Origin of the sequence: Marinifilum fragile (genome assembly GCF_963677365.1) — a bacterium.
Lineage (GTDB): Bacteria > Bacteroidota > Bacteroidia > Bacteroidales > Marinifilaceae > Marinifilum > Marinifilum fragile.
In genome coordinates this window covers 266,981-285,781 of sequence record NZ_OY781962.1, presented here as the reverse complement: position 1 = coordinate 285,781, position 18,801 = coordinate 266,981, and the positions used below count along the sequence as shown (strand labels likewise).

14 protein-coding genes are annotated in these 18,801 nt (G+C 34.6%); 11 read left to right on the top strand and 3 right to left on the bottom strand.

Annotation, left to right across the window (positions count from 1 at the left end; all coding sequences use genetic code 11):
• Positions 1-140: 140 nt before the first annotated feature.
• The gene (locus ACKPCA_RS01055; RefSeq protein WP_321280856.1) at positions 141-512 is read left to right on the top strand and encodes a hypothetical protein; all 372 of its coding nucleotides are present in this window, start codon (positions 141-143) and stop codon (positions 510-512) included.
• Between the two features lie 69 nt (positions 513-581).
• Here ACKPCA_RS01055 and ACKPCA_RS01050 read toward each other — a convergent pair whose 3' ends face one another.
• Positions 582-2,393, bottom strand: a complete 1,812-nt coding sequence (locus ACKPCA_RS01050; protein ID WP_321280854.1) for a glycoside hydrolase family 15 protein — start codon at positions 2,391-2,393, stop codon at positions 582-584.
• 243 nt (positions 2,394-2,636) lie between these two features.
• Between ACKPCA_RS01050 and ACKPCA_RS01045 the strand changes: the two genes are divergently transcribed.
• From ACKPCA_RS01045 to ACKPCA_RS01020, 6 genes are all read left to right on the top strand, one after another.
• A complete protein-coding gene (locus tag ACKPCA_RS01045; protein ID WP_321280852.1) occupies positions 2,637-4,841 on the top strand; it encodes a bifunctional alpha,alpha-trehalose-phosphate synthase (UDP-forming)/trehalose-phosphatase in 2,205 nt (734 codons plus the stop codon).
• A 151-nt stretch (positions 4,842-4,992) separates the two neighbouring features.
• Positions 4,993-6,570, top strand: coding sequence for an L-aspartate oxidase (gene nadB, locus ACKPCA_RS01040; RefSeq protein ID WP_321280850.1), 1,578 nt, complete (start codon positions 4,993-4,995; stop codon positions 6,568-6,570).
• 15 nt (positions 6,571-6,585) lie between these two features.
• On the top strand, positions 6,586-7,434 hold the full coding sequence (gene nadC / locus ACKPCA_RS01035; protein WP_321280848.1) for a carboxylating nicotinate-nucleotide diphosphorylase: 849 nt from the start codon (positions 6,586-6,588) through the stop codon (positions 7,432-7,434).
• 25 nt (positions 7,435-7,459) lie between these two features.
• Positions 7,460-8,386 carry a quinolinate synthase NadA gene (gene nadA / locus ACKPCA_RS01030; protein WP_054721447.1) on the top strand — a complete coding sequence of 309 codons (927 nt, stop codon included), beginning with the start codon at positions 7,460-7,462 and terminating at the stop codon, positions 8,384-8,386.
• A 328-nt stretch (positions 8,387-8,714) separates the two neighbouring features.
• Complete coding sequence (locus ACKPCA_RS01025; protein WP_321280845.1) at positions 8,715-10,769, top strand: tetratricopeptide repeat-containing sensor histidine kinase; 2,055 nt, start codon at positions 8,715-8,717, stop codon at positions 10,767-10,769.
• Between the two features lie 98 nt (positions 10,770-10,867).
• Positions 10,868-11,428 carry a manganese efflux pump MntP gene (locus tag ACKPCA_RS01020; RefSeq protein ID WP_054721442.1) on the top strand — a complete coding sequence of 187 codons (561 nt, stop codon included), beginning with the start codon at positions 10,868-10,870 and terminating at the stop codon, positions 11,426-11,428.
• On the opposite strand, the gene ACKPCA_RS01015 is transcribed toward ACKPCA_RS01020, so the two are convergent.
• Both ACKPCA_RS01015 and ACKPCA_RS01010 read right to left on the bottom strand, forming a co-directional pair.
• Positions 11,425-11,964 (bottom strand): FMN-binding protein, encoded by a 540-nt coding sequence (locus ACKPCA_RS01015; RefSeq protein WP_321280843.1) that lies wholly within the window; start codon positions 11,962-11,964, stop codon positions 11,425-11,427. The two genes, ACKPCA_RS01020 and ACKPCA_RS01015, sit on opposite strands and share 4 nt — an antisense overlap.
• Positions 11,965-12,044: 80 nt before the next feature.
• Entirely contained in the window at positions 12,045-13,214 is a 1,170-nt protein-coding gene (locus ACKPCA_RS01010; RefSeq protein WP_054721438.1) for a porin family protein, read from the bottom strand.
• Positions 13,215-13,416: 202 nt separating this feature from the next.
• On the opposite strand from ACKPCA_RS01010, the gene ACKPCA_RS01005 reads away from it, so the two are divergent.
• From ACKPCA_RS01005 to ACKPCA_RS00990, 4 genes are all read left to right on the top strand, one after another.
• Positions 13,417-14,730, top strand: a complete 1,314-nt coding sequence (locus ACKPCA_RS01005; RefSeq protein ID WP_321280841.1) for an SO_0444 family Cu/Zn efflux transporter — start codon at positions 13,417-13,419, stop codon at positions 14,728-14,730.
• A gap of 361 nt (positions 14,731-15,091) precedes the next feature.
• Complete coding sequence (gene accC, locus ACKPCA_RS01000) at positions 15,092-16,615, top strand: acetyl-CoA carboxylase biotin carboxylase subunit (protein WP_321280839.1); 1,524 nt, start codon at positions 15,092-15,094, stop codon at positions 16,613-16,615.
• A gap of 27 nt (positions 16,616-16,642) precedes the next feature.
• A complete protein-coding gene (locus ACKPCA_RS00995) occupies positions 16,643-17,152 on the top strand; it encodes a biotin/lipoyl-containing protein (protein ID WP_321280838.1) in 510 nt (169 codons plus the stop codon).
• Positions 17,153-17,210: 58 nt separating this feature from the next.
• Entirely contained in the window at positions 17,211-18,746 is a 1,536-nt protein-coding gene (locus tag ACKPCA_RS00990; RefSeq protein ID WP_321280836.1) for an acyl-CoA carboxylase subunit beta, read from the top strand.
• Positions 18,747-18,801: the final 55 nt, after the last annotated feature.

The window sequence follows — 18,801 nt, the reverse complement described above, 5'->3', positions numbered from 1 at the left end:
ATTTTTATAATATAATACCTATATTTTTATGTGATTATAAAATATTTTTATCTGTTATACATGTTTTTATATTGATTTTACAGCAAAAGTTCCCTAACTTTAGTAGTATTCAGTAATCTATTATCCAAATTCTTAATAAAATGTCTAAAAATCCAGATAAAGTACCCTTTGATGTTCAAAGAAAGATTCGTATGCACTTAAAAGAAACCCATCTCCCTGTTTCTTCATTGGCCAAAGACATCCATCTTACATCAAGCTCATTACACCAACAACTATATCGTGATAGCTTACAGGTAAATCGGCTTTGGAGTATTTGCAAAGCCTTAAAGTGGAATCTTTTTCAAGAAATTGCCAATCATCTTGAAAAAGAAATTCAAGGCATACAGGCCAAACAAAAAGGTATAGAAATAAAGGATATTCATGAAGAAATGGATGAAATTAAAAGAAAACTTGAATTACTCGAAAATGAAAATAAAACCTTAAAAGAGGTAATTACATTGCTAAAAAGTTAAATATTTTAAAACAAAACAGCATCAAGTCATTACTCTGACAAGATGCTGTTTTTCTATAAATTACTCTATCTAACTTGTCAACTGATCAAGCAAATTCTCCTCATCATCAACTTTAAAGTTTGAAAAATTGAGAGCCGTTTCTATAATAGCCAAATGTGAATATGCCTGGGGAAAGTTTCCTAACAAGCGTTTGCTCGCAAAATCAATGTCTTCAGCAAATAAGCCTAAGTGGTTCGAATAAGACAGAAGTTTCTCGAATTTTTCCTTTGCTTCTTTTTTCTTACCAATTTTAAACAAACTATTGATCAGCCAAAATGAACAAATGGTAAAAGCCGATTTAGGTGTTCCAAAATCATCCTGGTTCTTATATCGATACATTAACCCATCATGCTCCAACTCTTTTTGAATGGTCAAAACGGTAGACTTAAACTTCTCATCCTTGGCATCAATAAATCCATAGGTTTCCATTAATAAAACCGAAGCATCCATATCTTCTGATCCATAATACTGTGTAAATGCCTGTTTCTTTTCGCTCCAGGCTTTCTTCATAATATCATCTTTAACCGAGTGTCTTAACACCTTCCATTTAGTCACATAATAATCTCGCTGCAATAAACTGGCAATTTTAACAGCACGATCGAAAGCCACCCAACACATTACCTTGCTAAATGTAAAATGCAGGCTTCTCCCTCGAATCTCCCAAATACCTCTATCTGGTTTTTTCCAGTTTTCTTCAACCACCTTAACAATGCTTCTTACAATAGTCCACAACTCCTCGCTATGCTCCAGCGATGTTTCGAACATTTCAAAATGCTGATGAATCAGATCCAAAAGAATACCGTAAATGTCATTTTGCTTCTGTTTGTATGCCGCATTTCCAACTCTAACAGGCTTAGATCCCTCATAACCTGATAAATGATCTAATTCAAATTCGGAGAGTTTCTTTTCCCCATTAATGCCATACATAATTTGAATCTTTTCATTTTTTTCAGGAATAATATCCATTATGAAATTTAAATAACGTTTGGCAACATTATAATGTCCTAGCTGAGTTAATATTTTCACCATCATGGAACCGTCACGAATCCAGCAAAAGCGATAATCCCAATTCCGAATCTCTCCAATGGTTTCCGGAAGCGAAGTTGTAAGAGCAGCCAATACTGCCCCACTTTTCTGATAACTTAGCAACTTTAAAACCAATGCGCTTCTGGTAACCTGTTCATTGTATTCCGGTAATATTTTTGTTTTCTCACTCCAGTTCAGCCAATAGGTTTTTGTACGTTGTAGTTTTAAATAAACGCGTTCAATGTCCTGCTCTAAAAGTTTTTGATTATAACTGATCAGGCAAAATTCATTTTTCTCTAAGCAAATCAATTCCCTATCCAGTATCTCTTTATTCTTAAAACTGGAATACAGATAAAGCGAATCATAATTGCCTTTTGTAGTAAAAGATTTTATAAATCCTTCCTCAGAGATAATGTTCTCCGTGTGATTTCGCGCATAATCCAATTTAGGATCATATTTTAGTCTAAAAGTTGGCTTTCCATATACTAATCTAAAAAAACGTATCACATCAGGTGGTGCGTAATATTCTTTATTATCGGTCAGAAATCTTGGCATAAAATCCAACACCTCAAATACACCATCTACACATTCAAACCTTGTTTTTAATATATTGGTTTTAGATCTGTATTCTTGTTTTATTTCTAACAAATTTTCTGGGATAATTTCAAAACTCCCTCCTATCTCCTGATCCAAAATCTTAGCAAATGCCGATGAAGAGTCGAATTGAGGCAAACAAACCCAATCCAATGATCCTTTTTCTGATATTAAAGCTGCACTTCGACAGTTACCAATTACTCCATAATTTAAATTCTTCATAAAAAATCACTATTTTAGAGCTTAACAATATATGATTTGTCTATTCATTTGAGATTGACAAATCCACAACAACACAAAACACACAAACAATCAAATACTTAAGGAAATAAAATTGATATCATAGAAATAATATCAAGATTAAGTAATTGTTAAATTTTAATTGTTTGTGTTAGATATGATTCGGAAAATAGAGATTTTTCACGAATATTAATAACATTTCTACCAAAATAAAAACCACATTTTATGAATAGAATTCACATTGTCTCCAATAGGCTTCCTGTAAGTATTAACGTAGAAAACAACAATATTGATCTCATACCCAGCGTAGGTGGCCTGGCTACTGGCATGAGATCGGTATATAAAGAATATAATGGCAAGTGGATTGGATGGCCGGGATTGCCAAATGATGATTTAAACGATGAATTAAAGGCCAATATTGATGAAAAACTTAAGGGAGAAGATTGTATATCTGTTCACCTATCAAAAGAAGAAATAGACTTATACTACGATGGTTTTAGCAACCGTACCATTTGGCCATTGTTCCACTACTTTGCTCAATACATCGATTATGATCCAAAGCTTTGGGAGGCATTTGTAAAGGTGAATCAGAAATTTGCAGACAAAGCTCTTGAAACTCTTGAAGAAGGGGACACCATTTGGATTCATGATTACCAACTTCTTTTGGTTCCTGAAATGATTAAGTCGAAAAAGCCAGGAGTAACAGTCGGATTCTTTTTGCATATTCCGTTCCCATCTTTCGAAGTATTCAGAATTCTTCCGTGGCGAAAAGAATTGATTCATGGAATGCTGGGGGCCGATTTAATTGGTTTTCACACATTCGATTATCAAAGACACTTTTTTAGCAGCGTTCGAAGGCTAATGGGTTATGAAATATCTTTTAATGAAATTCATATTGAAGATAGAATCATCATTGTTGATTCTTTTCCAATGGGAATCGACTATGACAAATTTAGAGATGCTGCCACTCAAACTTTTCAAAAACCATTACAGGAAAAATCGAAACTACATCGCGAACTAGAGAAATATTTCCTTGTTTCTCCGGACAGAAAGCTGATTTTGTCAATTGATCGACTGGATTATTCGAAAGGAATTCCCAATCGCCTGCAGGCATTTGCTAAATTTTTGGAAGAGTATCCAGAGTTTATTGGAAAAGTAACTTTAATCATGTTGGCTGTACCTTCCAGAGGTACTGTAGAACATTACATCAACCTAAAACGTGAGGTTGACGAATTGGTGGGCAATGTAAATGGTAGATTTGGTAGTATTAATTATACGCCTGTTTGGTATTTTTATCGCTCTATGCCATTCGAAAATCTTATTGAGCTTTATAGCTCTTGTGATGTAGCACTGGTTACTCCTGTAAGGGATGGAATGAATTTGGTAGCCAAGGAATATGTGGCATCCAGAACAAACAGAACAGGAGTTATTATTTTGAGTGAAATGGCGGGCGTGTCCAAAGAAATGGGAGAAGCTCTAATAATCAACCCGAACAATACAGGCGAAATTGCTCAAAGTATATATCAGGCTTTAACCATGCCTCTTGATGAACAGCGTGAACGAATGATTTATTTGCAAGACAGAATCAAGCGTTATGATGTTTTCAAATGGTCATCTGAATTTGTAAAATCGTTACGAAAAGTTGAGAAACTGCAAAGTTCAATATATGCAAAAAAGGTAAGCTCTTCCATTTTAGAGAGCATTAAAACTGAATACGCAGATGCGAAAAAAAGATCTATTTTCCTTGACTACGATGGAACATTAACCGGATTCAAGAAAAATCCTAACGATGCAAAACCTGATGAAGAATTACACAACATTCTGTATAAGCTAGAAGAAGATCCTAAAAATGTAATCACGATTATTAGCGGACGCGATAGAGAAAGTTTGGAATCTTGGTTCGCAGGACACAACATCAATTTGATTGTTGAACATGGTGTGTGGATAAAAAAACATGGTAAGGATTGGAAAATGCTCGCCAATGCCAATGATACCTGGAAACCTAGTATTCGTCCTATTCTTGAAACTTTTGTTGATCGAACTCCTGGTTCTTTTATTGAGGAGAAAAATTATTCGTTGGTATGGCATTTTAGAAAAGCTGAACCTGAACAAGGTGAACTTAGAGCTAATGAGCTGAAAGATGAATTAACAACTATGATTGCTAATCACAATCTTGAAATATTAGAAGGCAACAAAGTTATTGAAGTGAAAAGTGGTGGGATAAATAAGGGAATGGCATCTCTACAGTTCCTACAAAATCAGAACTTTGACTTTGTTTTGGCTATTGGCGATGATTGGACAGATGAATACATGTTTAGAGAATTACCCGAATCATCCGTTACCATTAAAGTAGGCTTAAAACACACTGCCGCCAAGTATAAGGTAGATTCGGTATCTAAAGTTCGCAGTTTGCTTTCCGAACTGAATTAATTACCAATATAGGTTAGAATAAAGGTGGCAATATTGTCACCTTTTTTTCTGAAATTCAACTAGAATTAATATTCTCGCAGTATTTTTTCTCCAATTTTATAACTGATAGCAGGAAAATAGCTATTTTCGCACGAACCAAGATTTTTCTAAAATGTTACACAAACAATTCGATTTCTTAGTAATCGGAAGTGGACTTGCAGGATTGTATTCAGCATTCGAAGCCTCACAATATGGCTCTGTTGCGATAGTAACCAAATCAAAAATAGATGTTAGTAATTCATACTATGCTCAAGGAGGTATAGCTGCCGTAACCAATTCTAACGATTATCCTCAATTGCATTTACAGGATACGCTTACCGCAGGGAGAGGTTTGTGTGATTATACCCCTGTTGATATATTGGTGAATGAAGGTCCGGAACGAATTAAGGATTTAATTGATCTTGGAATGCAGTTCGATACAGAAGATGGTGAACTGTCTTTAGCTTTAGAAGGAGGGCATCACAGAAGAAGAGTATTGCATGCAGGTGGAGATTCTACTGGAAAAGAATTAGTAAAGTTTCTGATCCAGAAAGTTTTAAACACTTCTTCGATTAAAATCTTTGAAAACCAAATGGTTTATGAACTTTTGGTTGAAGAGCAACAATGTTTTGGGGCGAAAAGTTTTAATCCAAATGAAAATTCTAATCTCTGCATTCACGCAAAATCAACCATATTAACATTAGGAGGAGCTTCAGCAGTATATCAGCGTACTACCAACCCGGAAACTACAGTTGGAGATGGAATTGCTTTAGCTTATAATGCGGGTGCAGAAATTACTGATATGGAATTCATTCAGTTTCATCCAAGTTCGTTTTATTCTCAAGGTGGCCATACTTTTTTAATTAGCGAAGCTGTTAGAGGGGAAGGTGCTCATTTATTAAATTCTAAAGGAGAACGATTTATGTCTAAGATTCATGAATTGGCAGAACTTGCTCCCCGCGATATCGTAGCACGTTCCATTTTTAATGAAATGCAGAAGTTTGGAGATAATTATGTAACTCTTAGTTTAAAACACTTAAATGGTGAAAAACTGAAGAAGCGATTCCCTTCGATATATGCAAAATGTAAAGAATCAGGAGCTGACTTTTTAGATAAAATTCCAATTGCTCCCGCAGCGCATTATACGGTTGGTGGAGTTAAAACCGATAATAACGGAAAAACTAATATTAATAATCTTTATGCCTGTGGGGAATTAGCATCTACAGGAGTAATGGGTGCCAACCGATTGGCATCAAATTCGCTTTTGGAATGTTTGGTTTTTGGAAAACGAGCCATTCAACACGCTCAAAAACAAACGAACTTTACTCCATCAAATTCAAATCAAATAGGTATATCTGTTAATGATGACTTATCTGATTTGTTTTTAAACCATGTTAATGCAATAGCCATAGCTATGAATACTAAGGTGGGAATCGTTAGGACAGCTCAACATTTACAAGAAGTTTTAAATTTACTAGATGAAATAAAATCTACATTCCCATTTAAAACTAATGAATATTACAGCATTCGTATGCAAAATCTTATCAGTGTTTGTTCTTTAGTCACAACTGCTGCTTTGGCTCGTAAAGAAAGTCGTGGAGGTCATTATCGTGAAGATTTTAATACCGAAAATGAAGACTTTCTTGCTCACTCGGTGCAACAATTAAATAAAGAGCTTACTTTTGTGCCAGTAGAAATAAAATCAGAATAATATCATTTCATTCAAATGGAAGAAACAGGATTGAATATTCAGGAATTAGAATATATAATCGAACATGCTTTTCGCGAAGATATTGGCGATGGCGATATCACAACCAATAACTTGATACCCGAGAATTCGGTTGCAAAGGCAAGTATGACTGCAAAAGCAGATGGGGTAATTGCAGGATTACCAATCGCTGAAAAAGTTTTCAAAAAATTAGATCCAAACTTAATTTGGAAACCATTGGTAAAAGATGGTGATACCATTGAAAAAGGACAGATGATTGTTGAGATGCAAGGAAGTTTTAGAGCATTGCTTACAGGTGAAAGATTAGCTCTGAACTTGATGCAAAGAATGTCGGGCATTGCTAGCGAAACAGCAAAGTACGTTGCCGAAGTAAAGCACACCAATGTACAGATTTTAGATACTCGAAAAACGGTACCAGGACTTCGAACCTTAGACAAATATTCTGTAAAAACAGGTGGTGGAACCAATCACAGAATCGGATTGTACGATTTGGTAATGATCAAAGACAATCATATTAAAGTTGCTGGAGGAATTGCTCCTGCGGTTGAACAAATTAGAAAGTCAATACCAAATCATATTAAAGTAGAAGTAGAAACTACCAATATTGAGGAGGTACAAGAAGCTTTAAGTGCAGGTGCTGACATTATCATGCTCGACAATATGAGCAATGAAGCCATGACAGAAGCCGTACAACTTGTAAATGGTAAGGCCAAAACAGAAGCTTCTGGAAATATGAATTTGGAAAGATTAAAAGGTGTTGCTGAAACAGGTGTAGATTTTATATCTATTGGAGCACTGACACACTCCGTGAAAGCACTGGATATCAGTCAAAATATTATTCTATAGTTTAATTAGAAAGAAGTTTCCTAAAATGGAAAATAAAGAAATTATAAGACAGATAGAGGAGTTGAAAAAGGCAAAGAATGCAATTGTTCTTGCTCATTATTATACACATCCTGAAGTACAAGATATAGCAGATTATATTGGTGATTCATTGGGCTTGGCCCGTGAGGCAGGAAATACTACAGCCGATATTATTGTATTTTGCGGAGTACATTTTATGGCAGAAACAGCTTCTGTAATATCTCCCAATAAGAAAGTTCTAATTCCAGCTCAAAAGTGTGGATGCTCACTTGCTGAAAGCATTACTGGTAAAGACATTCAAGATTGGAAAGCCAAAAACCCTAACGGATTGGTCGTTTCATATGTAAACACAACTGCTGAAGTAAAGGCTGAAACCGATTATTGCTGTACCTCATCTAATGCAATTCAGGTAGTAGAACACTTAGGAAAAGACAAAAAAATCTTCTTTACTCCTGATAAGAACCTTGGTGCTTACATTATAAAGAAAACCGGAATTGAGATGGATTTGTGGGATGGTGATTGTTGCGTTCATGAAAGAATTAATAGCAATATGATTGTTGATATGGCTAATCAATATCCAGAAGCAGATATCCTGATTCATCCAGAGAGCAATTGTGCCAATGATGATGAAATTTTAAACATGCCAAATGCATTCTTTTATTCTACAGCTGGAATTATTAAACATGCAGCTGAATCAAATAAAAAGCAGTTTATTATTGCAACGGAATTAGGTACCCTGCACCAATTGCAGAAAGCAAATCCTGATAAAGAATTTATTCTTATTCATCCAAAAACCATCTGTGGTTCTATGAAAAGGGTAAAACTTCAAGGGGTACTGGAAGCATTACAGGAAGAAAAATATGAAGTAAAAGTTCCTGAAGAAATATCAAGAAAAGCAATAACATCCATTCAAAGAATGCTTGAAATTGGCTAAAAAAATTTAAAACCTTTCTGAATGACAGAAAGGTTTTTTTTATGACTCTCTTTAGCTTTTTTAATGTTAATAACTTGCGAATTCTAAAAATATGGTATATTTAGCAATCATTAAAAAAGCAATAGAATATTCTAGTAATAAACAATCTAAATAAACCAAAATCAAATAACAAATTCTTTTTTATACCGTACACCTTACACCAAACAGCTATTGTTAACGAACGATCTTTTAAAAAATGCAATTTCCCCTTAAACTTGTATTATTAATTTTCTGTCTTTTCCCCTATTCCATTTTTGCTCAGACTAAAATTGATCAACTAAAAAAACAGTTGAAAATAGAACCGGATAGTAGCAAAACATTATTATTAATTAATATTTCTGGAAAATACGCCTCTACTAACCTCGACAGTGCATTTCTCTATGCCAACAAAGCTTACAATTTTGCCAAAAGCAATCAGGAAAAATCGTTTCTAATCAGAGCTGGTTTAAATTTGGCTAATAGATATTCTCAACTTGGACAATCCGAAAAATCCTATAAATATCTTTTAGAAGCAAAAGATCTAGCTCATACTTTAAAAGATACTGCTTTATTAGGAAGAGTTTATCATAATTTTGGCTATTACTTTTCTGATAATAGTGAATATGATAAGGCTATTGAAAACTTTAATACGGCAATTGAATATTGTAAAATATCAAAAAGCGATAAAATACTTGCCAGCATTCTAAATGGATTAGGAATCATCTACTGGGAACGTGGCAATTCAGAAATTGCCTTAAAAAAATACCTGGAAGCATATGACATCTCTGAGGAGCTAAAAGATATCAATTTACAATTGGTCTTACTGCTCAACATAGCCAATATATATGCCGATGAAAGTAGAAATGATGTCGCACTTGAATACTACCAAAAAATTCTTAATTTGGCGATCAAAGACAAAAATCTAGATTCTCAAGCCATTGTATATAATAACATTGCGACGATACACCAAGAACGCAAAGATTATGCAAAAGCTTTAGAATTCTTTAAAAAAAGCCTGAACATCAATAGCAAAATTGGAAATGAAGCTGGAGAAGCTCTAGCCATGAATAATATTGGAGAAAACTATTTCAAGACTGGAAATATCCGAGAAGCTATATTTTATATCGATAATTCTCTTGCCATAAACAGAAAATTAAACTTAGAAACTGATATCGTTTACAATTTGGAATCCCTATCCAAGGTCTATTTATTTATCGGTAAATTACAAAAAGCCTGTGATATTATTGATGAAGGCTTACAATTATGCAGAAAACTTAAAATAAAATCTATGGAGCGTAGTTTTTTGCAACTTAAATCAGAATACTACTATTCCGCAGGGTATTACAAAAAAGCTTACAAGACTTACGAAAACTATAACAAACTAAAAGACAGTCTAATTGAAGTAAGTAAATCTGATAAAATTGCTCATCTCCAAACTCAATTTGAAACTGAAAAAAAACAAAAAGAAAACGAAATACTCAGAGTAAAGAATGAATTAACTCAAGAAAAACTAGATAAAGAAAAGGCACTTACCAATTACCTGATCGTATTTTTTGTTATAACCATGTCATTATTAATTCTGGTTTACTTTTTATATAAATCGAAAGCAAAAATCAATCAGAGAATTAAAAAGGTAAATGATATGCTTGAGGAATCAAATCAAAAGCTAAAAATTACAAATGCTACAAAGGATAGATTTTTTTCCATTATTGCTCATGACTTGCGTTCTCCATTCAATTCCATTCTAGGATTCTCCGAATTGATCAAAAACGAATTAAATGAGGGCAAGAACCTTAATTTAATTGAAGAATACAATTCTAATATTAATGAGTCTTCGCACAGCTTATTTACATTGCTTGAAAACTTATTACAGTGGGCTAAAAGTCAAAGAGGTGAACTAGAATTTAATCCGGTTGAATTTGACCTTCATCACTTGGTTCAATCAAATCTTATTATTTTCAAACTGAAAGCTGCTGATAAAGCAATTAAATTAAGTTCTGATATTCCTCCTCATACAGGAGCATATGGCGACATTAATATGGTGAGTACAATTCTTCGAAATCTAATTAGTAATGCTCTAAAGTTTACTGAACAAAATGGAGAAATAACAATATCAGCCGATGTTCACGATGAATTTGTATTTCTAAAAATTAAGGATTCGGGAATAGGGATCAGTAAGGAAAACCAGGAGAAACTATTTAAACTAGATTGTAATTATACAACAGTAGGTACAGCAGATGAAACTGGTAGTGGACTGGGATTAATTCTTTGTAAAGAATTCGCCGAACGAAATGGTGGTGATATTTGGGTAGAAAGCGAAGAAAATAAAGGAAGTGAATTTATTCTAAGTTTAAAAATAGCATAGGCAAAGTCGAAATATATACCAAGCGATTCTCAAAAAAGAATCGCTTTTTTTTCAGCTTCAAAATTAACTTTTATATTTGCGATCCAATCTAATAAAACATGGAACTAATTAGTATTTTTCTTATCGCCACAGGGCTTTCGGTAGATTCATTCGCTGCTTCGGTATGCAGTGGTTTGGCAATTAAAGGAATTAGATTTCTTCAGGCTGTTAAAATTGCCTTTTTTCTAGCTTTATTCCAAGGAGGAATGCCTGTTATTGGTTGGTTTATTGGATGGGAAATCAATGAGTTCATTAAAGATTTTGATCATTGGATTGCTTTTATTCTTTTAGCTGGTCTTGGTAGCAAAATGATTTATGAAAGCTTAACCAAGCAGGAGGAAGATTGCTCCTTTAATCCTCTTAAATTAACAGTCCTAATTGGTATATCTATTGCAACAAGCATTGATGCTCTTGTTATCGGTTTTAGTATGGCACTAATTGATGTTATTATTTGGTGGCCTGCAGTAATAATTGGGGGTGTAACCTTTATTGCATCAATGCTTGGGATGCTACTTGGTAAAAAAATTGGAAGTCAAACCAGCAAAAGATTCGAAGTTTTTGGTGGAATTGTATTAATTCTAATTGGTCTTCGAATCTTAATTGAACACTTGCTCTTTTAAATCCTTCCTGCTTCTTTTAAATGCACCATTAATAAACTAAGAGATTTTATTCCTGTTGTAATGGCTGGAGCAGATATTGTTGCGCCTGAAATTGAATCAATGTCTTTATTGAATTCAAGTTGCTCTCCATTATGCTTTCCCTCGAATTGCTTTAACCAATATTTGGCCATTATTTCACCACCATATGATGAGCGATACACAAGAATTACAACTTTTTTAATGGTCATTGATTCATCAAAAAGTACCAAATAATCAAACAGATCGTTTTTACCTTTTGAACTGGCAAAACCAGCAGTACCAATTGCCTTTCCTTCATTCACTAATTTACTAATGGACACTTTCTCAATGCCTGGAAAGCTGTCTAAATCATACGACACTTCAGGTAAATCAACAAACTGTACATCCTCAGCACCAAACGCAGTTTTTACTGCTTTATCAATTCTTTTTTGAATTGGTTTGGGATAATTTTTAGCATTTACATCACCGCAAATCAACACAATTGATGCAATAATTAATACTCGTAATAATCTCTTCATAGTAAGCTTTAAATAACAGAAAACTGCAAAGCAAGTTTTTACACCCACCCTGCAGTATATATTTTGTTATCTATTCCAGATTAGAACCAAACTCCAAATCCGCAATTGATAAAGTTCTTCTTCACATCATTACCATCTTTAAATCTTTGGTAATCTACTTTTACAACAGCACCTTTTGCCAAGTGATAGCTCAATCCAACAAACCAATCTTCGCGATCATAAGCTTTGTTAGCTGTGATACCATCAACTTTGTGATGAGTGTTATAGTTTTCGTAACGTACAAAAGGAACTAAAGATTGTTCTTTACCATGTAACAAGTCGTAACCTGCTTCAAGGTAGTAACCTCTCATTTGCTTTCCTAAATCCTTGCCAGTCTTATCGTTATACTCTTTTACATCGTTAATATATGAGTGAATATATTGTCCTTTAACTTGGAACGCATCAAGTTTGTAACGCAAATCAAGACCTAACATGCTAATACCAACACGAGTTGAATCTGCAACCTCTTCTGCAAAATCATCATCCTTATCTAAACCATTAAATTCTGACGATTGTGTTTTGCCGAAGTAACCCGATAAACCAAGATTAAGGCCTTTTATTCCATAGTAATCAACTTTTGCTGATAATGAAGGAGAAGTAAATGTAGATTCAGCACCTTTTTGACGACCTTTTCTGAATCCATCTGATCCTCTTAATTTACCGCTGCCATCAAATCCGTTAAATCCATTCATAACGTACAATTGATACTTTAAAGGAGCATTTGCCAATCTACCGGTAATACCTACCCCAATTTCTCTCCATGTTGTAGGTACAATGTACTTGTCAACGCTAGGACGCTCAACTCCGTTAAAAGTAGTTGGCTCATGATATTCATTAGTAATACCCATTGGTACCAACATTAAACCACCTCGGATACTTGTGTTTGGCTTGATATTGTAGTTTAAAAATGCCTGTTCTACATACAACTCTTTAACGTGTTCGTACTCAATCTCAGTCACAAAAGATGTTTTATCGTTGAATTGGTATCCAAAAAATAAAACCATTCTGTGTACATCCATATTTCCATTATATCTTTCTTTACCGCTAATTTGCTGATTGTAATGAACCTCACCGTAACCACCAATACTTAGTTTTTCACTCTTAATTTTCTCCAAAATAGTTGATCCAATACTTTGTGGTTCTTTCTGATCTTGTGCATTAGTAACACCAAACGCAAAACAGATTGCTAATAGTAGTAATACTTTTTTCATTTCGTTTTTTCTTAGGTTTTAATTCTGATAATCGTTAGTGTGATTATCTGCGACAAAATTAGATTCAGTCTTAATAAATAAAAATACCTACATGTTGGTATTTTTTAACTTCAGTGCAGAATTCATCGTATATAGACATTAAAGCATGCAGATATTTTAATACTTTTGAATCAAAATAATTTACGCAAACAGACAGAAAAAAATGGAATACCTGAACCAATTCATAATAGATTTTATTGAGATACTAAATGAAATGTCTCCCTATTTAATGCTGGGATTTTTATTTGCCGGAATACTAAAAGTTGCTTTTCCACAACGTTATATAGATAAATACTTAGGACAAAAAAATAGCAAATCAGTATTCAATGCTTCTTTAATTGGGATCCCATTACCCCTATGCTCATGTGGAGTGATCCCAACGGGAATTTCATTTTATAAAAGTGGAGCAACAAAAGGTTCTTCTGTTTCTTTTCTAATTTCAACTCCTCAAACAGGTGTTGATTCCATTTTGGTAACCTATTCCTTATTGGGATTACCCTTTGCTATCATTCGACCTTTCATTGCTTTAGCAACTGGATTTTTGGGTGGTATTTTAACCAATAAAATAGATGATTCAGATAAAATTGCAACTATTAAAGATTCTGATACTTGCTGTACTAGTGAAGAAAAAAACAACTGTGGTTGTGAAACAAATAACACAAAACAAAAATCAAAATTATATACGCTTTTCCATTATGCCTTTGTAGAATTCCTGCAGGATATTTCGAAGTGGCTAATCATTGGTTTGGTTTTGGCTGCAGTAATTTCTGTTCTAATTCCAGATGATTTTTTTAGCAGCTTTATTGGCAATGATTTAATTGGAATGTTTGTAATATTAATTGCTTCAATCCCTTTATATATCTGTGCAACATCATCTGTTCCAGTTGCTGCAGTTTTAATGATGAAAGGTTTATCACCGGGAGCTGCCCTGGTATTTTTAATGGCCGGACCAGCTACCAATGCAGCAACCATAACCGTACTGAACAAAGTACTTGGCAAAAAAACAATGTGGGCATACCTTCTATCAATAATTAGCGGTGCCATTGTTTTCGGGCTACTAATCGATAACTTTCTTCCAAGAGAATGGTTTGCTTTTGGTGGATTGCATCATCACATGACAGGACATGAAGGACATTGGGAACTTCCCAATTGGCTAAAATGGGGAAGCAGTATAAGTTTATCCTTACTAATTATTAATGGTTACCTTCAAAAGTATTTATCTTCTAAAAAGGAGGTCAAAACCAAAGATGTTGAAGTTCAAAAAGAGGAAAAATTAGTAATGGTTTATGGCATGAGCTGTAACCATTGTAAAAATAGTGTTGAAAAACACATTGGGGCTTTGCAAAATATTGATGTTGCAGAAGTTAACCTTGAACAGAAAATTTTACGAATGGTAGGTACATCCATTAACTTATCTCAAATTAAAAAAGAAATAGAAAGTTTGGGTTTTGAATTTGATGAAAATGTAAAAAACTAAAAAAAATATATTTCAACACAATTAACACAAACAACAAACTCATACACTGACAGTTTCGCCCTATTTGAATATAATTAAACTACCCTAAATAAGCTATATAAACAAGCTCTTATATTTATTAAGAATCTTTCTAAATCAGGCATTTTGCATGATTTTTATCATGTTTTTATGTCAAATCACATTGATACATCTTCATATTTAATTACTTGGAAACTTCGATTTTTTAATTATTTTTGACATGCTGTACAACATATTCATGCTGTATATTATCTTTTTTTTGGGAAACTATTCCTAATCTAATGGTAAATAATTGACTTAAAACAAGGTCCTTACAAGACCTAATTAACAATTAACCAAAACTATGATTACGAAGATTTCAAAAGTCCTTGTTGCGAATCGAGGAGAAATTGCTCTGCGTGTAATGAGATCGTGCAGAGAGTTAGGGATTCAATCCGTTGCGGTATATTCAGATGTCGATAGAGCATCAATGCATGTTCGATATGCCGATCAGGCATATCATATTGGTCCCGCAGCATCTGCTGAAAGTTACCTAAACATCGAAAAAATTATTGAAGTAGCTAAAAAATCCAAAGCCGACGCCATTCATCCAGGATATGGATTTTTAAGCGAAAATGCAGAATTCTCGAAAAGATGTCAGGAAGAAGGCATCATATTTATTGGGCCTACTCCAGAAGTAATTTCAACAATGGGGGATAAAATTACGGCTCGACAGACCATGATAAATGGCGGGGTACCCGTAGTTCCTGGCACAAAGGAGAACCTTAACAATGATGAAAACGCCCTTAAAGTGATTAGAGAAATAGGTCTTCCCGTAATGATTAAGGCTTCTGCTGGCGGTGGCGGGAAAGGAATGCGAATGGTTGATAAGGAAGAAAATATTCTTAGTGCATTAAGAGCTGCTAAATCCGAAGCCAAATCAGCGTTTGGAGATGACTCAGTTTATGTGGAAAAATACATCTCTTCTCCTCATCATATCGAGTTCCAAATCTTAGGTGATCAGCATGGAAATGTGATTCACCTTTGCGAACGTGAATGTTCCGTTCAACGTCGACATCAGAAAGTTGTTGAGGAAACACCATCACCACTTTTAACCCCTGAACTTAGAGAAAAAATGGGAAATGCTGCAGTAGCAGCAGCAAAAGCGGTAAATTATTATGGCGCTGGAACCATAGAATTCTTAGCTGATAATGATCACAATTTCTACTTCCTGGAAATGAATACTCGCTTACAAGTGGAACATCCAATTACTGAAAGAACCACAGGTTACGACCTTGTTAAACAGCAAATCCTTATCGCTGAAGGACAAAAGTTGAACATCAAACAAGAAGAAGTATTTCAGTTTGGACATGCAATTGAGTGTAGAATTTATGCGGAAGATACTGATAATAACTTCATGCCAAGTCCTGGTTTAATAACACACATTACAGAACCAATGGGCTTGGGTGTTAGAACCGATGGATACGTTTATGAGGGATATGAAATTCCTATTCACTACGACCCGATGATCTCCAAGTTAATTATTTGGGCTCGTACTCGTGAAGAAGCTATTGAAAGAATGCGTCGTGCGCTATACGAATACAAAATTACTGGAGTAAAAACCTCCATTAAATTCTTGGAAAGAATCATGGAATGCCGCGATTTTAGAGAAGGAAATTACGATACTCACTTTATACAGAACAATGAAGAGTTTTTGCTTGCCGATGATGAAGCCAAGCAACAATTTGAAGATCTAGCCATAGTTACTGCCTTTTTAGATTATCATCAAAAATTAAAGAATGCTCAAGTAAGTCATGAGATTTCTAAATCAAGCCGATGGAAAGATTTCGGTAGACGTAGAGGTGTATACAGAGCAAGTGAAAATTAAAATGGTTCAACTTCAAAAAAAATAATTATGGCATTAGAAATTAAATTAGATGACCGAGTTGCTAAGGTTGAACTTCTTGCTGAAGACGGCAACCATGTTAAAATCATAGTAGATGACAGGGAATATGACTTAGACATGCAGCAGGTTGAAAATGGAGTTTACTCCGTAATGTATAAAGGACGTTCATTCAATGTTGAGTTAATTGAAAATGGAAGTCCTAAAAAATACACTGTCAACACATTTTATCACTCATACAATGCTGAAATAATTGATGCTGAAACAAAGTATCTGCAAACGAGAAATGCAGGTAATCTTGAAGCAGCAGAAAGTACAATAATATCTCCTATGCCTGGAAAGGTTGTTAAAATTCCCGTTGAACTAGGCTCGGAAGTGAAAAAGGGAGATACTGTAATCATTATTTCTGCAATGAAAATGGAAAGCGAATACAAAGCAATGAAAGATGGCGTTGTGAAAGAAATCTTTGTAAAAGAAGATGACACCATTGATGGCAATCAACCTCTTGTATTCATTGATTAAAATCAGATTGTATACACAATTTGAAGTTCGCAATTAATAATTTGTAATAAAATAAGACATGTTGACAATAGAAGATAAAATCAAAAAGTTTCAAGAACTAAATAAAGCTGCTGAACTTGGCGGCGGACAAGAAAGAATTGACAAACATCATGCAGCCGGAAAAAAAACGGCTCGTGAAAGAATTAATGATCTGCTAGACCCTGAAACATTTGTTGAGGTTGACAAGATGGTAACACATAGATCAACGGATTTTGGAATGGAAAAGAACAAAATTCCGGGTGATGGAGTTGTCTGTGGATATGGAAAAGTGGATGGTCGTTTGGTGTATGTCTTTGCACAGGATTTTACTGTTTTTGGTGGTTCCTTAAGCAGGGCCAATGCTGATAAAATTGTAAAAATTACCAAATTGGCAATGAAAATGGGAGCTCCAATCATTGGTTTGAATGATTCCGGTGGAGCTAGAATTCAAGAAGGAGTTCAAAGTTTAGCTGGTTATGCCGATATATTCTATCAAAATGTTCGTGGATCAGGGGTAATTCCTCAAATTTCAGCAATTATGGGACCTTGTGCTGGTGGTGCTGTATATTCTCCTGCCCTAACCGATTTCATCATGATGGTAAAAGATACAAGCTATATGTTTGTAACTGGTCCGGATGTTATTAAAACTGTTACCCACGAAGAGGTAACAAAAGAAGAACTGGGTGGTGCCATTACCCACAATTCGAAAAGTGGAGTAGCTCATTTTACTGCCGATAATGATGAGCAAGCCATGATGATGCTAAGAGAATTGATTAGCTTCTTGCCATCAAATAATATGGAAGATCCACCTGTAAAACCATGTACTGATAACATTCATCGAGAAGATGAAAAGCTACAGAACATGGTTCCTGTAGATCCAAACAAGCCATATGATATGAAAGAAATCATTGAAACGGTGGTCGATGATCAAAATTTCTTTGAGGTGATGCCTTTGTATGCACAGAATATCACCATTGGCTTTGCACGACTGGCAGGTAGACCCGTAGGAATTGTAGCCAATAACCCTGCTTTCCTTGCTGGTGTTTTAGATATCAACAGTTCTATTAAAGCAGCACGCTTTGTTCGTTTCTGTGATGCTTTTAACATTCCATTGGTAACTTTTGTTGACGTTCCAGGATTCTTACCAGGTACGGCACAAGAGTATGGTGGCATTATTAAACATGGAGCTAAATTGTTGTATGCCTTTGCAGAAGCTACAGTGCCTAAAATTACATTAATTACACGTAAGGCTTATGGTGGTGCTTACGATGTAATGGCATCGAAACACATTGGTGCAGATATTAACTATTCGTTCCCAACTGGCGAAATTGCAGTTATGGGTGCTGAAGGTGCAGTAAATATTATGCACAAAGGTTTAACTGAATCTGAAAGAGCTGATGCTATTGAAGATTACAGAGATAAATTTGCTCACCCGTACAAAGCTGCAGAATTAGGATATGTAGACGAGGTTATACAACCTAAAGAAAGTAGATATAAGTTAATTCAGGCCTTGGAAATGTGTGCCAATAAGAGCGAGCAAAACCCTCCTAAAAAACACGGAAATATTCCTTTATAGATCAGATTAAACACAAAAGAAGCATGGCTTAAAAGTCATGCTTCTTTTATATTTT

Excerpts from the sequence above, each read along its gene's own strand:
- ACKPCA_RS01055 (WP_321280856.1), top strand. The coding sequence starts at position 141 with ATGTCTAAAAATCCAGATAAAGTACCCTTTGATGTTCAAAGAAAGATT.
- ACKPCA_RS01050 (WP_321280854.1), bottom strand. The coding sequence starts at position 2,393 with ATGAAGAATTTAAATTATGGAGTAATTGGTAACTGTCGAAGTGCAGCT.
- ACKPCA_RS01045 (WP_321280852.1), top strand. The coding sequence starts at position 2,637 with ATGAATAGAATTCACATTGTCTCCAATAGGCTTCCTGTAAGTATTAAC.
- nadB (WP_321280850.1), top strand. The coding sequence starts at position 4,993 with ATGTTACACAAACAATTCGATTTCTTAGTAATCGGAAGTGGACTTGCA.
- nadC (WP_321280848.1), top strand. The coding sequence starts at position 6,586 with ATGGAAGAAACAGGATTGAATATTCAGGAATTAGAATATATAATCGAA.
- nadA (WP_054721447.1), top strand. The coding sequence starts at position 7,460 with ATGGAAAATAAAGAAATTATAAGACAGATAGAGGAGTTGAAAAAGGCA.
- ACKPCA_RS01020 (WP_054721442.1), top strand. The coding sequence starts at position 10,868 with ATGGAACTAATTAGTATTTTTCTTATCGCCACAGGGCTTTCGGTAGAT.
- ACKPCA_RS01015 (WP_321280843.1), bottom strand. The coding sequence starts at position 11,964 with ATGAAGAGATTATTACGAGTATTAATTATTGCATCAATTGTGTTGATT.
- ACKPCA_RS01010 (WP_054721438.1), bottom strand. The coding sequence starts at position 13,214 with ATGAAAAAAGTATTACTACTATTAGCAATCTGTTTTGCGTTTGGTGTT.
- ACKPCA_RS01005 (WP_321280841.1), top strand. The coding sequence starts at position 13,417 with ATGGAATACCTGAACCAATTCATAATAGATTTTATTGAGATACTAAAT.
- accC (WP_321280839.1), top strand. The coding sequence starts at position 15,092 with ATGATTACGAAGATTTCAAAAGTCCTTGTTGCGAATCGAGGAGAAATT.
- ACKPCA_RS00995 (WP_321280838.1), top strand. The coding sequence starts at position 16,643 with ATGGCATTAGAAATTAAATTAGATGACCGAGTTGCTAAGGTTGAACTT.
- ACKPCA_RS00990 (WP_321280836.1), top strand. The coding sequence starts at position 17,211 with ATGTTGACAATAGAAGATAAAATCAAAAAGTTTCAAGAACTAAATAAA.